This is a genomic window from Sulfurimonas sp., from assembly GCF_041583195.1.
Lineage (GTDB): Bacteria > Campylobacterota > Campylobacteria > Campylobacterales > Sulfurimonadaceae > Sulfurimonas.
On record NZ_JBFHGL010000002.1, the window covers coordinates 77,926 to 93,907 of the forward strand.

Genomic DNA, 15,982 nt, shown 5'->3' on the forward strand with positions numbered 1-15,982 from the left:
AATTATGATGGTTATTTTACCACTTCAATATTAATACAGTTACATATTCATCTTTATTTCATTTTTTTTTCGCTATTATTTAAAGATAATTAGATAAAGGGATTTTTATGTCTGTATTAGATAATGTAGATGCGGCAACAAACCTTGCAAAAAATAATGAATTGCAACTTTTGGTTTTTAGAATAAGTGAGAGCGAAGAGTCTGCTTACTATGCTATAAATGTATTCAAAACTCGTGAAGTAGTTGAGTCTAAAAACCATTTTTTAACACAAATCCCTAGTTGTCATCCATTACTGGAAGGCACTATAACCCTTCGTGGCTTGCAGATCCCTATTTTAAACCTACCTGCATGGTTAGGTGTAACTCTGAGCAAAGAGTCCATCAGCAAATCAAATATACTAATCTGTGACTTTAATGGCATAATAATAGGCCTTAGAATAATGTCTGCTTACAGAGTTATAAAGAAAAACTGGAATGAGATGCATGCACCTGATAGTTATCGCCAAGAAGACGGTGTAGTTATGAACCATACTAGACTTGAAGACGGTTCACTATGTTTAATTCTAGACTATGAAAAACTATTAGCAGACGTAATTCCTCAAGCTATGGTTGATACAGAAGAACAAGCCGGTAATTTAAAAGATATTGAAATACCTTCAAAACTAAAAGTTGGAACTGTACTAGTTGCAGAGGATTCTAAAACAGCTCAAAGACATCTCATTCAAATATTCAATAATTCAAATATAAGCATGAAGCTGTTTGAAAATGGAAAACTACTTATTGATTATATAAAGGCAATGCCTGATCCATCTGTTGTACCTGCAATAATTACAGACATTGAGATGCCGGAAATGAGTGGATTTACAGTTATCCAAGAGATTAGAAAAAATCCAATGACTAAAAATATACCTATAATAGTAAACTCATCAATGACTGGTGAGAACAATAAAAGAGAAGCTGAAGCTTTAGGTGCAAATGGCTTTATAGACAAAACAAAAAGCCATAATGTAATTCCTCTTGTTGTTGAAGCTATGAACAAAGTAGCAGCAAAATAAAACCTCTTATGTAATGCTTTTGCATTACAACCATCATTTTAACTTTCCAATTAAAAAGTATTCCATACGTATTTGAGAATGACAAATTTAAAGAGTAGTGTAGTTACAAGGCGTACGCCGAGGAAGAATACTAAAAGTATTTGACGAGGTGAGCAACGCAGTAAATGCGCTGCTATTTGAATTTAATAAATTAAATCCAACTATTGGAATAGTGAAATAAGAACACCCGCAGCCACGGCTGAACCAATAACACCCGCAACGTTTGGACCCATAGCATGCATTAAAAGCATGTTTTGTTTATCATACTCCATACCAACTTTGTTTGATACACGAGCTGCCATTGGAACTGCTGATACACCAGCTGAACCAATTAATGGATTAATCTTCTCACCAGGGAATAAGTTCATTATCTTAGCCATAATTACACCTGCTGCAGTACCTACAGAGAATGCAACAATACCAAGTACCATAATAAACATAGTATCTGCTACTAAGAACTGATCAGCTGCTAGTTTAGAACCAACACCAAGACCTAAGAAGATAGTAACAATATTAATAAGTGCATTTTGAAGAGTATCGTTTAGACGCTCAACAACACCTGATTCTTTTAAGAAGTTACCAAACATAAATGCACCGATTAGTGGTGTTGATTCCGGTAAAACTAAAATAGCAAGTATTAAAACCATGATTGGGAATATTAACTTCTCTAAGCGAGAAACATGACGACGAGTAGTCATCTTAATTTTACGCTCTTTATCAGTAGTTAATGCTTTCATAATCGGAGGCTGGATAATAGGTACCATAGCCATGTAAGAGTATGATGCAACTGCGATAGCCCCTAATAATTCAGGTGCAAGTTTAGTAGCAATAAAGATAGATGTCGGACCATCAGCTCCACCGATAATAGAGATAGCTGAAGCTTGTTGAAGAGTAAAGTCAACAAGTCCTGCTTGACTTAAAGCAACTGCACCAACAAGTGTTCCAAAGATACCAAACTGAGCAGCACCACCAAGTAATGCTGTTTTAGGGTTTGATAAAAGCGGACCAAAGTCTGTCATAGCACCAACACCCATGAAAATAATGATCGGGAACATCTCGTTTGCAAGACCCATGTTATAAATAACGCCTAAGAAACCATGCTCACCAGCAATACCTGCAACAGGAATATTAGCTAATAGTCCACCAAAAGCGATTGGAAGTAATAAAAGCGGCTCAAAACCTTTTTTAATTGCTAAATAGAATAGTAAAAATACGACTAGGATCATTATTACACGACCTAATCCTTTATGAAAATCACTCATCTTTTCACCATGAGAGTTTAATTCATTTGGATCCGGATTAACTAAAGCAACTATACCAGTTGACTTTAGGAAACCTGTAATCATCTCTCCAAAAGGCTTAGACTGATATGTCTCTTCTTTGTGTGTCGATTCTGCTGCACCATCAGTATGGGCGGCAGAACTTGCATATGCACTACTCATGCCAAAAAGCATAAATACTGCAAGAAATTTAAGTATAAATAATTTCATTAATTTATCCTATTACTGCTACTACTTGACCTTCAACTACTTTATCATTAGTAGCAACATTAATAGACTTAAGAACACCACCGCGAGTAGCAACAACGTCAATTTCCATTTTCATAGATTCTAAGATCATAATAACGTCACCCTCATTTACACTTTGACCAGGGTTCATAATTATTTTCCAAACATTACCTGGAACTAGTGCTTTAATATCATCACCAGTACCACCAGCTGCAGGAGCAGGAGCTGCTGCAGGAGCTGCACTCTCACCGTTTACTGCAGTTACTTGAATATCTGCATCACCTTCAGCAACCTGAACGCTAAATTTTTGACCATCTACTACTACTGTATAATTTCCACTCATCTCTTCACTTCCTTTACAATCATCTTTCATTTGAGAAATTTTTCTTACGTTTAATTCGCTTTCACCTTTTAAGAATGCGATACCTTTGTCTTGACATGCTGCTGCAATAAAAATATTTTCTTCTGTTATTTCAATATCTTCTTCTTTAAGCTTATTTATCCAAGTCTCTAAAGATTTAGACTCATCAGCATTTGCTAAATCAAGTGCTTTTTCAGTTGTAGGCTCTAGATTTAATTTTTCTGAAGCAATTTTTACAACTTCTGGATCCGGTGCAACAGGAGTTTTACCAAAATATCCAAGTACCATTTTTCCATAACCTGGTGCAATTGCTTTCCAAGGTCCTTGCATTACATTGTTAAGTGCTTGTTGGAAATAAAATTGTGAAACTGGAGTTACACTAGTACCGTAACCACCTTTTTCAACTACCTCTTGCATAGCAGCGATAACTTCAGGGAACTTATCCATAATACCGTTGTCACGCATCATCTGAGTATTTGCAGTAAGTGCTCCACCAGGCATTGGTGAGAATGGGATTACAGGAGATACCATTGTAGCCTCAGGTGGCATAAAATAATCACTTAGACAAGACTGAAGCTCTTTTTCATAAGTTAGAATTTTTTCAATTTCTAATCCGCCTAAATCAAAGTCCATCCCTTTAGTAGCATGAAGCATTGTAAGAATATCTGGTTGAGAAGTTCCACCACTTACAGGTGAAGCAGCTAAATCGATACCATCAGCACCAGCTTCTAACGCAGCCATATAAGCAGAAACAGATACACCTGCAGTTTCATGTGTATGCATACGGATATGAGTATCTTCTCCAACTAGATTTCTAGCCATTTTAATAGTCTCATAAACTTTTTGAGGTGACGATGTTCCAGAAGCATCTTTAAATGCAATACTTGTATATGGAATACCGCTGTCTAAAATATCACGAAGAGTTTTTTCATAAAAAGCAACATCATGAGCACCATAACATCCCGGTGGTAAATCCATCATTGTCACCACAACTTCGTGTTTAAGTCCATGATGAGTAATTCTCTCAGCTGAGTATTTTAAGTTTTCTATATCATTTAATGCATCAAAGTTACGTATAGTAGTTGTACCGTGTTTTTTAAATAACTTAGCATGTAAATCAATTAACTCTTTTGAACCCGTATCTAGCATAACTGTGTTTACACCACGAGCTAATGTTTGAAGATTTGCATCAGGTCCAACGATTTCGCGGAACTTATCCATCATCTCAAACGCATCTTCTTTTAAATAAAAGTAAAGAGATTGAAATCTAGCACCACCACCGAATTCAAAGTGGTTAATACCTGCTGTTTTAGCAGCTTCAACAGCCGGAAAAAAGTCGTTCATAAGTACACGACCGCCGTATACTGACTGAAAACCATCTCTGAATGTTGTATCCATTATATCTATAAATTTTTTAGCCATTTCTATCCTTAACCTTGTCTATGGTACTTAACAGCAGCAGTAATCGCCGCGATTATTTTTTTATTGTCACTTGCATTACCTGCATTTGACGAATCATTAGCCTGTGGCTCCGGGAAAAATTTGTGGATTATTACAGACATTGCATTCATTGCGATTATCAGAATAATAAGGAAAACAAACACAGTTGCCATTCCTAGACCCATAAATTTAAATCCCTCAACTACGAGGTTAGTTTCCATAAATCTACCTTTATTTTTATAATTTGGATGCATTATAATACAAAGATGTTTAAATTTACTTGTTAGGAACTTTTTAATGTAAAAACAATACAGATTTGTTACTTTTTTTTCCTACATAAATTTTCTAATAAAACAAAAAGATTTTATTGGATAATATACTGTATTATTTAATATTTTTTATGGAGAAAATTTACCATGATTGCTGGAATGCTAGAACAAGATTTTATCGCATATTTAATTTTTGGGTTAACCCTTAATTTTGTATTTTCTATTCTTTTTGGAATGTATTTAACAAAAAATATCGGTATGGAAGAGATGCTAAAATCTAAGGGTGATAAACAACAATCTTTATTAGTAAGTATAAGTCTTTTTATCCCTTTTGCAAAGATGCTTGTTACACTATACAGGGTTACAATACTTCAAATATATTTTTTAAACAGAGGTTATACTCACAAAGAATTTTGGGTATATATGACTCATAATAAAGACTAACTAGAACTTAGATAATTCAGATACGCACTTTTTTTCAATTTTCTCTTTAAAAAGTCCTATTTCTAAACGCTGTGCATACTCTTGTGATTGCGTAAAAGAGTGTTCAAACTCCTTATCCTTAAAATTTGGCTTTTTAAAGGCCAAACCGTTTTGTATAAGCAGTTCAGACATACTTAATCTTCCTTTTGCATACAATATACAACGGTTCTCTTTAAACTCTATATGATAAGTTTGTCTGTTTTTTAATAGATTTTGTGCAAAGTATCTCTGCATATGGTTTTTTAAATAAAACTCATTTATACTTGTCTGGCAAAGCGAGTTAGCTTCAGCTCTTTGAAACAACTCTTCTAAAGTAACTACGCCATAAGGTCTGCATATAAATTCATACATCCCTATACTAAATTTTTGATACTCATTTGTATCAACTGATCTTAAAATAGCGAGTGTTGGTTCTTTTGAAAGAATAGCAATATTAAAAAGTAAAAAAATAAAAATATATCTAAAGATTTTATGCATGTGACATAGTAACATGATATAATAAATTCATGAAAGATTTTAAATTAAAAATGATTCTTAGTATACTATCTGGGGTTATTTTCTCATTTGTATTTATTATATTAGCTTTATCGCTGCCTGTAAAAGACAAAAATGTTGTTTATAAGCAGTCAAATGAGAATGTATTACAAAAAATTTCAGGAGCTGTTAGAAAGTAAGTTAGAAATTGTCTTTAATTTTTTTAAGCTTCAACACATCATATGCATAACCAGGGTTTAGTTTAAACGAACAACCCATTAAAGCTTCTACGCATTTTTTTAAATACTCAATATCTGTATGATTGTTCATAAGCTCAGTTAATAGTATCTGAGAATCTTCAATTCTTAAGTTTCTTGCCACACCTAAATTCTTGTGTGCTAAGTTTTTAAGTTCTATAAGATGTTCATCCAAATCCTGTTCATCCGATGTTGAAACGTTATCTAAAATTTTATGAAAATTCTCGTAAGAGTTAAAAACCTGATAAATATAATCTTCTATAAGCTGTGCGATTAATTCTTCTTCAAGACCTAGTTCATGTGCTGGTTTAGAATAGTCAAAGACATATGTAGGAGAAAAGTCTTCTTGTTTATGTTCGATCACTTGATCACAAACAGACTGGGCTAATTTAAGTATTGACGCTATATTGTCATCTTTTGAAAGAGTATCATCAATAACTACTTTATTTAGCATGCATTTCCATATATTGATTTAATTATTACAAAGTGTAATAAGTTGATTAGAGATTATATCATAAAAGAATTGAAAAAAATCACAAAATAGTTACATTTAGTTGCCTAAATATTACTCCCATAAAATAAATGGGAGTAAAATAGCATGTATATTATATAGCTTTTGTAATGATTCTGTTTAGACGAGCTATAAAATCTGCAGTATCATCAAGCTCTTGACCATCAAACAGTTTAGCCTGATCTAGAAGTACGTGTGCAGCATCTTGAACAAGGTTTAGATCAGATGAGTCTTTTAGTTTAACCAAAAGTTCATGTTTAGGATTAATCTGCAAGATCGGTTTTGGAGCTTCAGGAGCTTCTTGACCCATTTGTTTCATCATCTGTGCCATCATGTAAGCAGGATCTTCTTTATCCTCTTTTAATTTAACAGGTGAATCAACAAGATCTGTTGTAGTTTCAACCTCTTTTACAGCTTCACCAAGAGCCTCTTTAAACTGTCCAACAAGTCCTTCATAAGTCTTAGCAGTCTCTTCTTCAGCTTTTTTCTCTTCTTCGTCCAGTTCAAATTTAGCATCTGAAATATGCATTAACTTATACTCTTTGTACTCGTTAACCATTGGGAAGATGATGCTATCTACCTCTTCGTTTAGAATAAGTACATCGATCCCTTTAGCTTTGAAACGCTCTAAGCTAGGTGAAGCTTTTAACATCTCTACTGAAGTCTTACCAGTAATGTAGTAGATTTCCTTCTTATCTTCGTCTACGTTTTTAGCGAAATCTTCAATGTACACTTTCTCATCTGAGTTTAAAGTATTGAATTGTAAAAGCTCTAAAATCTTCTCACGGTTTGCAAAGTCGTTGTAAAGACCCTCTTTTAAAACATTACCGAATTCTGCATAGAACTTATCATATTTTTCTTTGTCTTTTTTCAGCTTTGAAAGTTCAGATAATACTTTTTTAACCGAAGCGTTTTTGATCTTAGTCATAACAGCGTTTGATTGTAGAATCTCACGAGATACATTTAGTGGAAGATCTTTTGAATCGATCACACCGCGTAAGAAACGCAGGTATGTAGGCATAAGCTCTTTTTCATCATCTGTGATAAATACACGGTTGATGTAAAGCTTGATACCAGTTTCATAATCAACACGGTAAAGATCCATAGGAGCTTTGCTTGGGATATAGAAAAGTGTAGTGTACTCTATTGCACCCTCAGCTTTATTGTGCATCCAAGTAAGCGGTTCTTCACTAGAGTGTGCAAATGAGCTGTAGAAATCTTTGTACTCATCATCAGTGATATCTTTTTTAGCAATTGTCCAAAGAGCGTTTGCTTTGTTGATCTGCTGATTTTCGATCTCAGTTTTAGAAGGTTCTGTCTCATTCCCTTCATCATCTGTAACGGCAGGAATGTATTTCTCTTTATCCATAAAAATTGGGAATGGGATATGGTTAGAGTATTTTTTGATAATGCTCTCAATTCTGTGTTCTTCTAAGAATTCACCTTCATCGTCTTTTAAGTGCATAACAATTGTAGTACCGTGACCATCTTGTGTTGCGTTTTCGATCTCAAATTCACCAGCCCCTGTACTTGTCCAGATAAAAGCTTGATCATCGCCTGCTTTTTTAGTAGTAACTTCAACCTTGTCAGCTACCATGAAACAAGCGTAAAAACCAACACCGAACTGTCCTATAAGTTGTGAATCTTTTTTCTGATCTCCCGTCATACTCTCGATGAATGCTTTAGTACCACTTTTTGCGATAGTACCAAGGTTGTTCATAAGATCCTCTTCGTTCATACCGATACCAGTATCTTTGATAGTAAGAGTCTTTGCATCTTTATTTGCAACTATGTCAACACGAGGTGAGAACGTCACGTCTTTATACTTCTCATCTGTTAAAACAAGCATGTTTAGTTTATCTAATGCATCTGATGCATTTGACACTAACTCACGTATGAAAATTTCTTTATTTGAGTAAAGTGAGTGTGTCATTAAATGTAATATTTGGTCTGCTTCTGTTTGAAACTGATGTTTTGCCATTAAGTATCCTTTTTTAAATATTTTTTTATTTTAATCGATAGAATGTTAGCAAAAAAAAGTTAATAATTACAAATAGCATCAAGTTAATTTAGTCAAATACACTAAAGTTAATTTAGTTAACTAGCTTTTGCTATAATTTTGAAAAAAGAGCTCATTTGAAAAACAATAATATTTTAAAAAATAAAAAACTTATCATTTTTGACTTTGACGGAACACTTATAGACAGTGGTCCTGATTTGGCACATGCACTTAACTACACATTATCACAACTCGAACTAAAAACATACTCTGAAGAAATAATCCACGGCTGGGTAGGAAACGGTGCCAAAACTTTGGTACAACGCGGGCTACTTGGAAAAACGGATATAGACGATCAAGATATTGATGCTGAAGTTCTTGAAAATGCGTTAAATATATTTCTAACTTATTACAGTGAACATGTTTGTATAAAAACCATTACCTATCCAAATGTATCTGAAACTCTAAAAACTTTAAAAAATGACGGTTATATGATGGCTATTGTTACAAATAAACCGCATGCTTTTATAAAACCTATATTAGAAAAATTAGAACTTGATGATCTATTTGAATACTATATTGGCGGTGATTCGTTAAAAGAGAAAAAACCAAGTCCTGCTCCACTGCTTCATGTTTGTGAAACGCTAAACATAGATATAAACGATTCAGTTATGGTCGGTGATTCTAAAAATGATATTTTATCGGCTAATGCTTGTTCGATGCAAAGTATAGGAGTTAGTTACGGGTATAATTACGGTGAAGATATAAATATATACAATCCAACTGTCGTACTTAATGATTTTAAAGATATTTTGAGAGTAATAAAATGAAAGATACAAAAATAGCAATAATAGGTGGTGGTGTAGCAGGCTCAACTACAGCTTTATACCTTGGAAATTTAGGTCTTGATGTAACTCTTTTTGAGAAGCAAAACGATCTAATCAGCGGACCACCTTTTTGTCATCTTCATGCAGGTGGGAACTTATATCGTGAGATTTCAGATGAGCAGTGTGTAACACTATTAAAACAGTCTATAGATTTTTTACGCTACTACCCTTATGTCGTAGATTATCGTCCAACCGTTATAGTACTTCCTAAAGAAGACAAAGGTACTCCGCAAAAACTGATTCCAAGACTTGAACTTTTAACAAAAGAGTATCAAAAACTGATAGATCTAGATGAGAAAAACATGGTACTTGGAAAAAGTGAGGAGTACTTTAAAGTTTATACAGAAGAAGATATGCAACTTCTAAAGAATAAAGAAAGTTCCTCTATTCCAAAAAGTATGGATGAGTGGATGATCCCGGTTGCTAAAAACATAGACTTTACAAAAGTTCAGTTTCCGATAATTATGGTTCAGGAGTATGGTCTTAATCTTTTTAGATTAGCATCTGGTGTGAAAACTTCACTCTCAAAAATAGCTAATATTACACTAAGAACAAATACAAAAGTAAAAAATATCATAAGAGAAAAAGATTCTGATAGTTTTGTATTCACATATGAAAAAGACAATCAAGAACATAGTGAAAACTTTGACTATATAATAAATGCGGCTGGATTTCGCAGTGGAAAAATAGATGATATGCTTGGTGTTCCTTGTAAACGCATGGTTGAATTTAAAGCTGCATACGTTACAAAATGGGAAAACAATGATACTTTATTCCCTGAGATCATATTTCATGGAGAGCGTGGAACTCCTCAAGGTATGGGACAATTCACGCCATATCCAAACGGCCACTTTCAACTTCATGGCATGACAGAGGAGATAACTCTTTACAAAGGCGGACTTGTAGCTAATACAAAGCAAAGCTGCCAACCGCAACTACAAGAAGATTTTATAAAAAAGATAGAAAGTTCGTGGGATCAAGAAGAGATTGATAGTCGTACAAAAAAAGCAATAGAGCATATTTCAAAATATATTCCATCATTTTCAAATGCGACTGTAGCTTCAAAACCATTATTCGGAGCTCAACAGATTCCAGGAGATGATCCTACACTGCGTGTAGCAGAAGTTTCATTTGTAGATAAGAACTATGCGAGATGTGAAGTTGTAAAAGTATCTTCGGTGCTTAGCATGATCGATGCTATAGTCAAAGAGTTTATAAAACTAGGTTTTTTGGATGACTCTGTAATAAACTCAAGAGACACAAAACACCTTGAAGAACTTCAAGAAGAAGAGATCGTACAAAATGCTAAAATAATAGCTCAAGATAAAGGCTACCCTGCTGCAATGTCAAATACAAATATAAAGAACAAAGTATAAAAGATGCAAAACGATATAATAGATATGATCGAACCAACACCGAAATTACACTCTAAAAAATGTAAGCTGATCTCATATGTGATCTGGTTGTTTTTAAAATTCACTACATATATTGTCACTATTTTATCTTGGTATTTGTACGATTATTTCATCGCTTTTTTGACTTTAATCTTATCTTTTATTGTTATGGGTATAATTCGATCAAAACTTAGAAATATTGCAATCCCTCAAAAACAACAAGAATATCAGTATAACGATAAAGGGATAGCAGACTGGTATACAGCTCGTGAACTATGTTACGATGAAGCAAATAAAAAAATAGAAAGAATATAATGGCACTAATAGATCTTTTAAACATTTCAAAACACTATGAAGCTCAAAAGATTTTAACAGATATCAACTTTCATGTTGACGAGGGTGAGCGCATAGTTGTTATCGGTAAAAACGGTAGCGGAAAATCTACACTTATGAAGATCGTAAACGGAACACTTGAACAAGATGAAGGTGAGCGTATAATCCGCCAGGGCTTAGAAGTAAAAATGCTAGATCAACGCCCTGTTTTTGAACCTGATCATAACGTACGTCAAGCAGTTGAAGCTGGACTTGCAGAGATTAACAAAGCAAAACAAAGATATGAAGAACTATCTCATCAAATAGCTGAAGATTTTGAGAACAAAAAGCTTATAGATGAACATGAAAAACTATCAAAATATATAGAGCATCACTCAGCTTGGAACTTAGATGACAAAATAGAACGCATTATCCAACACTTTGATCTAAAGCGTTATGAGAACAAAAATATAAACCTTTTAAGTGGTGGTGAACAACGTCGTGTTGCCCTTGCATCACTGCTTCTTCAAAAGCCTGACATCTTACTTTTAGATGAGCCTACCAACCACCTTGACGTATATATGGTGGAGTTTTTGGAACAACTTTTATTAAAAGAGCGTTTCACACTTGTGTTTATCTCTCACGATAGATATTTCATAGACAAGGTTGCAACAAAAACCATAGAGGTAGAAGATGAAAAACTTCGCCAATACTCAGGCGGTTATTCAGACTATCTGACTCAAAAAGAGGAATATCTTCGTACACTTCAAAAGCAGCATGAAAACCTGCTTGGACTATTAAAACGTGAGAACGAATGGTACAGCCGTGGTGTACGTGCACGTCTTAAAAGAAACGAGGGTCGTAAAGAGCGTTTAATGGAACTTCGCGAAGCTGCAAAAACAAATCCTGCACAGATAAGAAAAATGTCAATTGAGCTTCAACGTGAGGCTAAACACTTTAACCGCGAAAAAAGTGTGAACAAACAAAAGATGCTTTTTGAGGTTGAGGACTTGGGACTTACTTTGGGTGATAAAGAGCTATTACATGATTTTAACACTCGTATTCTTCAAAAAGACGTTATAGCGATCGTTGGACCAAACGGAAGTGGAAAATCAACGCTTCTAAAAGCACTTCTTGGGCGTATAAAACCAACACATGGAAAAATAAAACAGGGTGAGTTTAAAATAGGTTACTTCGATCAGCACCGCGAGATGCTAGATGATGATAAAAACCTGATCGAGACCTTTTGTCCTTTTGGTGGAGATCGTGTTGAAGTACGTGGGAAGAACATGCACGTTTATGGATACCTAAAAAACTTTTTATTCCCGCGTGAGTATTTAGATAAAAAAATAGGTGTTCTTAGTGGTGGGGAGAAAAACCGTATAGCCTTGGCTCTCTTGTTTACTAAAAACGTAGATATTCTTATCCTTGATGAACCTACTAATGATCTGGACATTCCAACGATCAACATCCTTGAAGAGCAACTCACTCACTTTCCAGGTGCGGTTATCATAGTTAGTCACGATAGATATTTCGTAGATAAGATCGCAAAAAAACTTTTTATTTTCAAACCTGACAAAACTATAGAAGAGTCGTACCAAAATTACTCGGAATATCTTGAGATAGAAAAAGAGCTAAAAGAGCTTGATGAGATGGAAAAAGAGGCGTTATCAGCTCCTAAAGTTGTTGAAACTAAAGAGCAAAAACCTAAACAAATAAAACTCACGTACAAAGAAAAAATTGCTCTTGAAAAACTTCCGGCTGAGATTGAAGAGCTTGAAGCTAAGATCGAAGAGCTAAACAACTGTATAGCTGATCCTAATTGTTATCAGGAGATAGGACTTACAAAACTTGCAAATGAGTTAGAAGAAGTTGAGGCTACTTATGAGCAAAAGGTGGAAGAGCTACTTAGTATTGAGGAGAAACAAGAAGAGATAGAAAACCAAAACTAATAGTTATAAAGTTTGTTAAACTTTATAACACGTATGAGTTCTTTTCCATATTCTGCACGTTTCTCTGAGTACATATCCAATTTTTTTACAAGCTCATACGGATCGTTTGTTTTCATTTTTAGTTTTCTAAATTCACCAAAAGATCTGCTTGTGGCCAACACAAAATAGTAATCCCTTATGGAGTCTTCCAAAGTAGCATACTTTTTTACAAAGATCTTTTTTTCACCCCTAGTTTGGAGTGCCCTTACTCTTGGTTCATTTTTATTAAAAGACCAGACTCCAAAAAGATTGTTTGCAACTTTTGTGAAACGCGAAGTACCCCATCCGCTTTCAACAGCAGCTTGAGCGATCGCTATGCTTTTAGGGTGTGGTTTAACTTTTCTCAAAAGTTCTTTATAATCTTTGGCAGAGTATTTTTTCATGTATTTTTTTACAAATGAGCTTTTTGTGTTGTTGTTGTCTATATTTGTTTTAAGAGTTTTGTATCTGTAGTCAAGTTCTGCATATACTTTATTTACTGCGGGAACTACACGTTTGTAAAAGTTTTGTTTTTTGAGTTTTGCAGGGGTTTGAGATGCAAAAAGGGGAAAAACCAGTCCTAAAAGAAGAACCAGTTTTAGCATAGATTACTTTCTAGCTTCTTTTAGAGTATCTGCGATTAAAAACGCAAGCTCTAAAGACTGATCAGCATTTAAACGCGGATCACAATGTGTGTGGTAACGTGAACTTAGGTCTTCTTCTGTAATTGTAAAAGAACCACCTATACACTCAGTAACATGTTTACCTGTCATCTCTAAGTGAACACCACCTGCAACAGTACCTTCAGCTTTATGAACTTGGAAGAACTGTTTCATCTCAGTAAGAATTGAGTCTACAGGACGAGTTTTATAGTTATTAGAAGATTTGATAGTGTTACCATGCATTGGGTCACATGACCAAACTACATTTAAACCTTCACGCTCAACTGCACGAATAAGTTGAGGCATATGATCACCTACTTTATCAGCACCCATACGGACAATGATGTTTAGTCTTCCAGCTTCATTAGTAGGGTTAACGGCAGTAGCAAGTTTTACTAAATCTTCAGGATCCATAGTTGGACCTGCTTTAATACCGATTGGGTTATTAATACCTTTCATATACTCAACATGAGCACCGTCAAGCTGACGAGTTCTATCACCAATCCAAACCATATGAGCTGCAGTGTTGTACCATTCGCCAGTCATCGAGTCTCTGCGAGTAAAAGCTTCTTCATATGGAAGTAATAAAGCTTCATGTGATGTATAAAAATCTGTTTCACGTAAGTTTCTATAAGTTTTAGACGTAATACCACAAGCTTGCATAAAGTTTAGAGATGTCTCAATCTCTTCAGCAAGTTTTTCATAAAGTTCACTTACTTCACTTTTATGAGCGAAATCAAGGTTCCATTGGTGAACTTGATGAAGATCTGCCATACCACCTGTTGCAAAAGCACGAAGTAAGTTTTGAGTAGCCGTAGCCTGGTTGTAAGCTTTAATCATACGCTCAGGATCCGGAACACGAGCTTCTTTTGTAAACTCTACACCGTTGATGATATCTCCACGATATGAATCAAGTGTAACGCCGTCAATAGTTTCAGTATCAGACGAGCGTGGTTTTGCAAACTGACCGCCCAGACGACCAACTTTTACAACAGGTACACCACCGGCATATGTCATAACAACTGCCATCTGTAAAAGCACTTTAAACGTGTCACGGATATTTACTGCATGAAATTCGCTAAAGCTCTCTGCACAATCTCCACCTTGTAATAAAAATGCTTCACCTTTAGCTACATCTGCTAATTGTTCTTTTAGTCTTCTAGCTTCCCCAGCAAAAACTAATGGCGGATAATTTTTTAATTCACCTAAAACTCTGTTTAAGTGTTCTTGATCTTTATAAGTCGGTTGTTGTAATATTGGTTTACTTCTCCAGCTCTCTGGTGTCCAGATACTCATCGTTATTACCTTAATTTATAATTTTTGTAATTCTAGCCAAATATACCTAAGTTATACTTTAGGGCAATCAACACTTCCCTCTTTAGTATCTATAAAGTTTAAGATTGTATAATTCTGAAGATAAAATTCAATTTTAAAAGAAATACAAATATGGCAAATAATGAGTTAGAACCTCTTCTTAATGAATTATGTTTAAATATCAAGAGTTTCCTTGATGAAAACAGTGATGTGACAAAAGAGCACCTAGCCGAATTCTTAAGAAACTCTGCACAATTAATTTCAGATATGTCAACAGATACACTGAATTCTTATAATACCGATAAATATATTCTTTCAGATGAATATAAAAATATTGCAAAAGAGTGTCTGACTCACTATGCAAATACTAGTTCAAAAATATCAAAACTCTCAGTAGAGCATCAAGAAACTTTAGCGAAGTGTGATGCTACGCATATTGATTTGCCAAAAATCACATCTAAATTTAACGAAATTCAAGAGCATATGGTTGATGAAGTATCCAAAGCAAACTCAATAATATCTCAATTATCTTCTCAAATAAAAGAATTAGAAGAGAAATCAAACCTTGATCCACTTACAAAAATTTATAACAGAGGCGCTTTAAATACGTACCTTAGCGAAATGTGTGAAAATGCTAACGACAGATATGAGACACATCTTCTAGCTATAGATATTGATGATTTTAAAGCAATTAACGACAAATACGGTCACATTGCCGGCGATAAAATACTAATATATATTGCAAGAATATTAAAAAAGACACTAAGGGATGGCGATAAAGTATTCAGATTTGGCGGAGAAGAGTTTATTGTAGTTCTAAATAGAATTAAAGAAAACCAATGTATGGACATAGCGCATAGACTCTTAAAGCTTGTTAGCGATAACAAGCTTATCTACAAAGGTGACAATATCGGTGTAACAGTAAGCATTGGTTCTACAAAACTAAAAGTCGGCGATACACCTGATGCTTTTATAACAAGAGCAGACAAAGCACTTTACAGATCTAAACAGTCTGGAAAAAACAAACTATCTACGGAGCCTATTTAA

Annotated in this window: 16 protein-coding genes; 8 read left to right on the forward strand and 8 right to left on the reverse strand. The window is 34.4% G+C overall.

Annotated elements, in window-relative coordinates:
* The first annotated feature begins 107 nt into the window (after positions 1 to 107).
* Positions 108 to 1,055 carry a chemotaxis protein CheW gene (locus tag ABZA65_RS02170; RefSeq protein WP_373070116.1) on the forward strand — a complete coding sequence of 316 codons (948 nt, stop codon included), beginning with the start codon at positions 108 to 110 and terminating at the stop codon, positions 1,053 to 1,055.
* A 200-nt stretch (positions 1,056 to 1,255) separates the two neighbouring features.
* On the opposite strand, the gene ABZA65_RS02175 is transcribed toward ABZA65_RS02170, so the two are convergent.
* The 3 genes from ABZA65_RS02175 to ABZA65_RS02185 are packed head-to-tail and all read right to left on the reverse strand — an operon-like array spanning position 1,256 to position 4,624.
* Positions 1,256 to 2,584 (reverse strand): sodium ion-translocating decarboxylase subunit beta, encoded by a 1,329-nt coding sequence (locus ABZA65_RS02175; RefSeq protein WP_373070118.1) that lies wholly within the window; start codon positions 2,582 to 2,584, stop codon positions 1,256 to 1,258.
* A gap of 4 nt (positions 2,585 to 2,588) precedes the next feature.
* Positions 2,589 to 4,385: a biotin/lipoyl-containing protein gene (locus ABZA65_RS02180; protein ID WP_373070120.1), complete on the reverse strand. Its 1,797-nt coding sequence runs from the start codon at positions 4,383 to 4,385 to the stop codon at positions 2,589 to 2,591.
* A gap of 8 nt (positions 4,386 to 4,393) precedes the next feature.
* Positions 4,394 to 4,624 (reverse strand): OadG family protein, encoded by a 231-nt coding sequence (locus tag ABZA65_RS02185; protein ID WP_373070122.1) that lies wholly within the window; start codon positions 4,622 to 4,624, stop codon positions 4,394 to 4,396.
* 195 nt (positions 4,625 to 4,819) lie between these two features.
* On the opposite strand from ABZA65_RS02185, the gene ABZA65_RS02190 reads away from it, so the two are divergent.
* Positions 4,820 to 5,116: a hypothetical protein gene (locus ABZA65_RS02190; RefSeq protein WP_373070124.1), complete on the forward strand. Its 297-nt coding sequence runs from the start codon at positions 4,820 to 4,822 to the stop codon at positions 5,114 to 5,116.
* On the opposite strand, the gene ABZA65_RS02195 is transcribed toward ABZA65_RS02190, so the two are convergent.
* Positions 5,117 to 5,632 carry a hypothetical protein gene (locus ABZA65_RS02195; protein WP_373070126.1) on the reverse strand — a complete coding sequence of 172 codons (516 nt, stop codon included), beginning with the start codon at positions 5,630 to 5,632 and terminating at the stop codon, positions 5,117 to 5,119.
* 50 nt (positions 5,633 to 5,682) lie between these two features.
* On the opposite strand from ABZA65_RS02195, the gene ABZA65_RS02200 reads away from it, so the two are divergent.
* Positions 5,683 to 5,829 carry a hypothetical protein gene (locus ABZA65_RS02200; protein ID WP_373070128.1) on the forward strand — a complete coding sequence of 49 codons (147 nt, stop codon included), beginning with the start codon at positions 5,683 to 5,685 and terminating at the stop codon, positions 5,827 to 5,829.
* 1 nt (position 5,830) lies between these two features.
* Here the strand turns inward: ABZA65_RS02200 and ABZA65_RS02205 are convergent, their stop codons facing one another.
* The gene (locus tag ABZA65_RS02205) at positions 5,831 to 6,340 is read right to left on the reverse strand and encodes a hypothetical protein (protein WP_373070130.1); all 510 of its coding nucleotides are present in this window, start codon (positions 6,338 to 6,340) and stop codon (positions 5,831 to 5,833) included.
* A 151-nt stretch (positions 6,341 to 6,491) separates the two neighbouring features.
* The gene (gene htpG, locus ABZA65_RS02210; RefSeq protein ID WP_373070132.1) at positions 6,492 to 8,378 is read right to left on the reverse strand and encodes a molecular chaperone HtpG; all 1,887 of its coding nucleotides are present in this window, start codon (positions 8,376 to 8,378) and stop codon (positions 6,492 to 6,494) included.
* A gap of 155 nt (positions 8,379 to 8,533) precedes the next feature.
* Here htpG and ABZA65_RS02215 point away from each other — a divergent pair, with 155 nt between their 5' ends.
* Genes ABZA65_RS02215 through abc-f form a run of 4 tightly spaced genes read left to right on the forward strand, consistent with a single transcriptional unit; the run spans position 8,534 to position 12,941 of the window.
* On the forward strand, positions 8,534 to 9,226 hold the full coding sequence (locus tag ABZA65_RS02215) for a phosphoglycolate phosphatase (RefSeq protein ID WP_373070134.1): 693 nt from the start codon (positions 8,534 to 8,536) through the stop codon (positions 9,224 to 9,226).
* Complete coding sequence (locus tag ABZA65_RS02220) at positions 9,223 to 10,659, forward strand: FAD-dependent oxidoreductase (RefSeq protein ID WP_373070136.1); 1,437 nt, start codon at positions 9,223 to 9,225, stop codon at positions 10,657 to 10,659. The genes ABZA65_RS02215 and ABZA65_RS02220 overlap by 4 nt, the downstream gene beginning before the upstream one ends.
* Before the next feature lie 3 nt (positions 10,660 to 10,662).
* Positions 10,663 to 10,992, forward strand: coding sequence for a hypothetical protein (locus ABZA65_RS02225; RefSeq protein WP_373070138.1), 330 nt, complete (start codon positions 10,663 to 10,665; stop codon positions 10,990 to 10,992).
* Positions 10,992 to 12,941: a ribosomal protection-like ABC-F family protein gene (gene abc-f, locus ABZA65_RS02230; RefSeq protein WP_373070140.1), complete on the forward strand. Its 1,950-nt coding sequence runs from the start codon at positions 10,992 to 10,994 to the stop codon at positions 12,939 to 12,941. Before ABZA65_RS02225 ends, abc-f begins: the two co-directional genes overlap by 1 nt.
* Here abc-f and ABZA65_RS02235 read toward each other — a convergent pair.
* Together ABZA65_RS02235 and ABZA65_RS02240 are read right to left on the reverse strand one after the other, a co-directional pair.
* Positions 12,938 to 13,564 carry a glucosaminidase domain-containing protein gene (locus ABZA65_RS02235; protein WP_373070142.1) on the reverse strand — a complete coding sequence of 209 codons (627 nt, stop codon included), beginning with the start codon at positions 13,562 to 13,564 and terminating at the stop codon, positions 12,938 to 12,940. The genes abc-f and ABZA65_RS02235 overlap by 4 nt on opposite strands.
* A 3-nt stretch (positions 13,565 to 13,567) precedes the next feature.
* On the reverse strand, positions 13,568 to 14,917 hold the full coding sequence (locus ABZA65_RS02240) for a class II 3-deoxy-7-phosphoheptulonate synthase (protein ID WP_373070144.1): 1,350 nt from the start codon (positions 14,915 to 14,917) through the stop codon (positions 13,568 to 13,570).
* A 150-nt stretch (positions 14,918 to 15,067) separates the two neighbouring features.
* Here ABZA65_RS02240 and ABZA65_RS02245 point away from each other — a divergent pair, with 150 nt between their 5' ends.
* Positions 15,068 to 15,982, forward strand: coding sequence for a GGDEF domain-containing protein (locus tag ABZA65_RS02245; protein ID WP_373070146.1), 915 nt, complete (start codon positions 15,068 to 15,070; stop codon positions 15,980 to 15,982).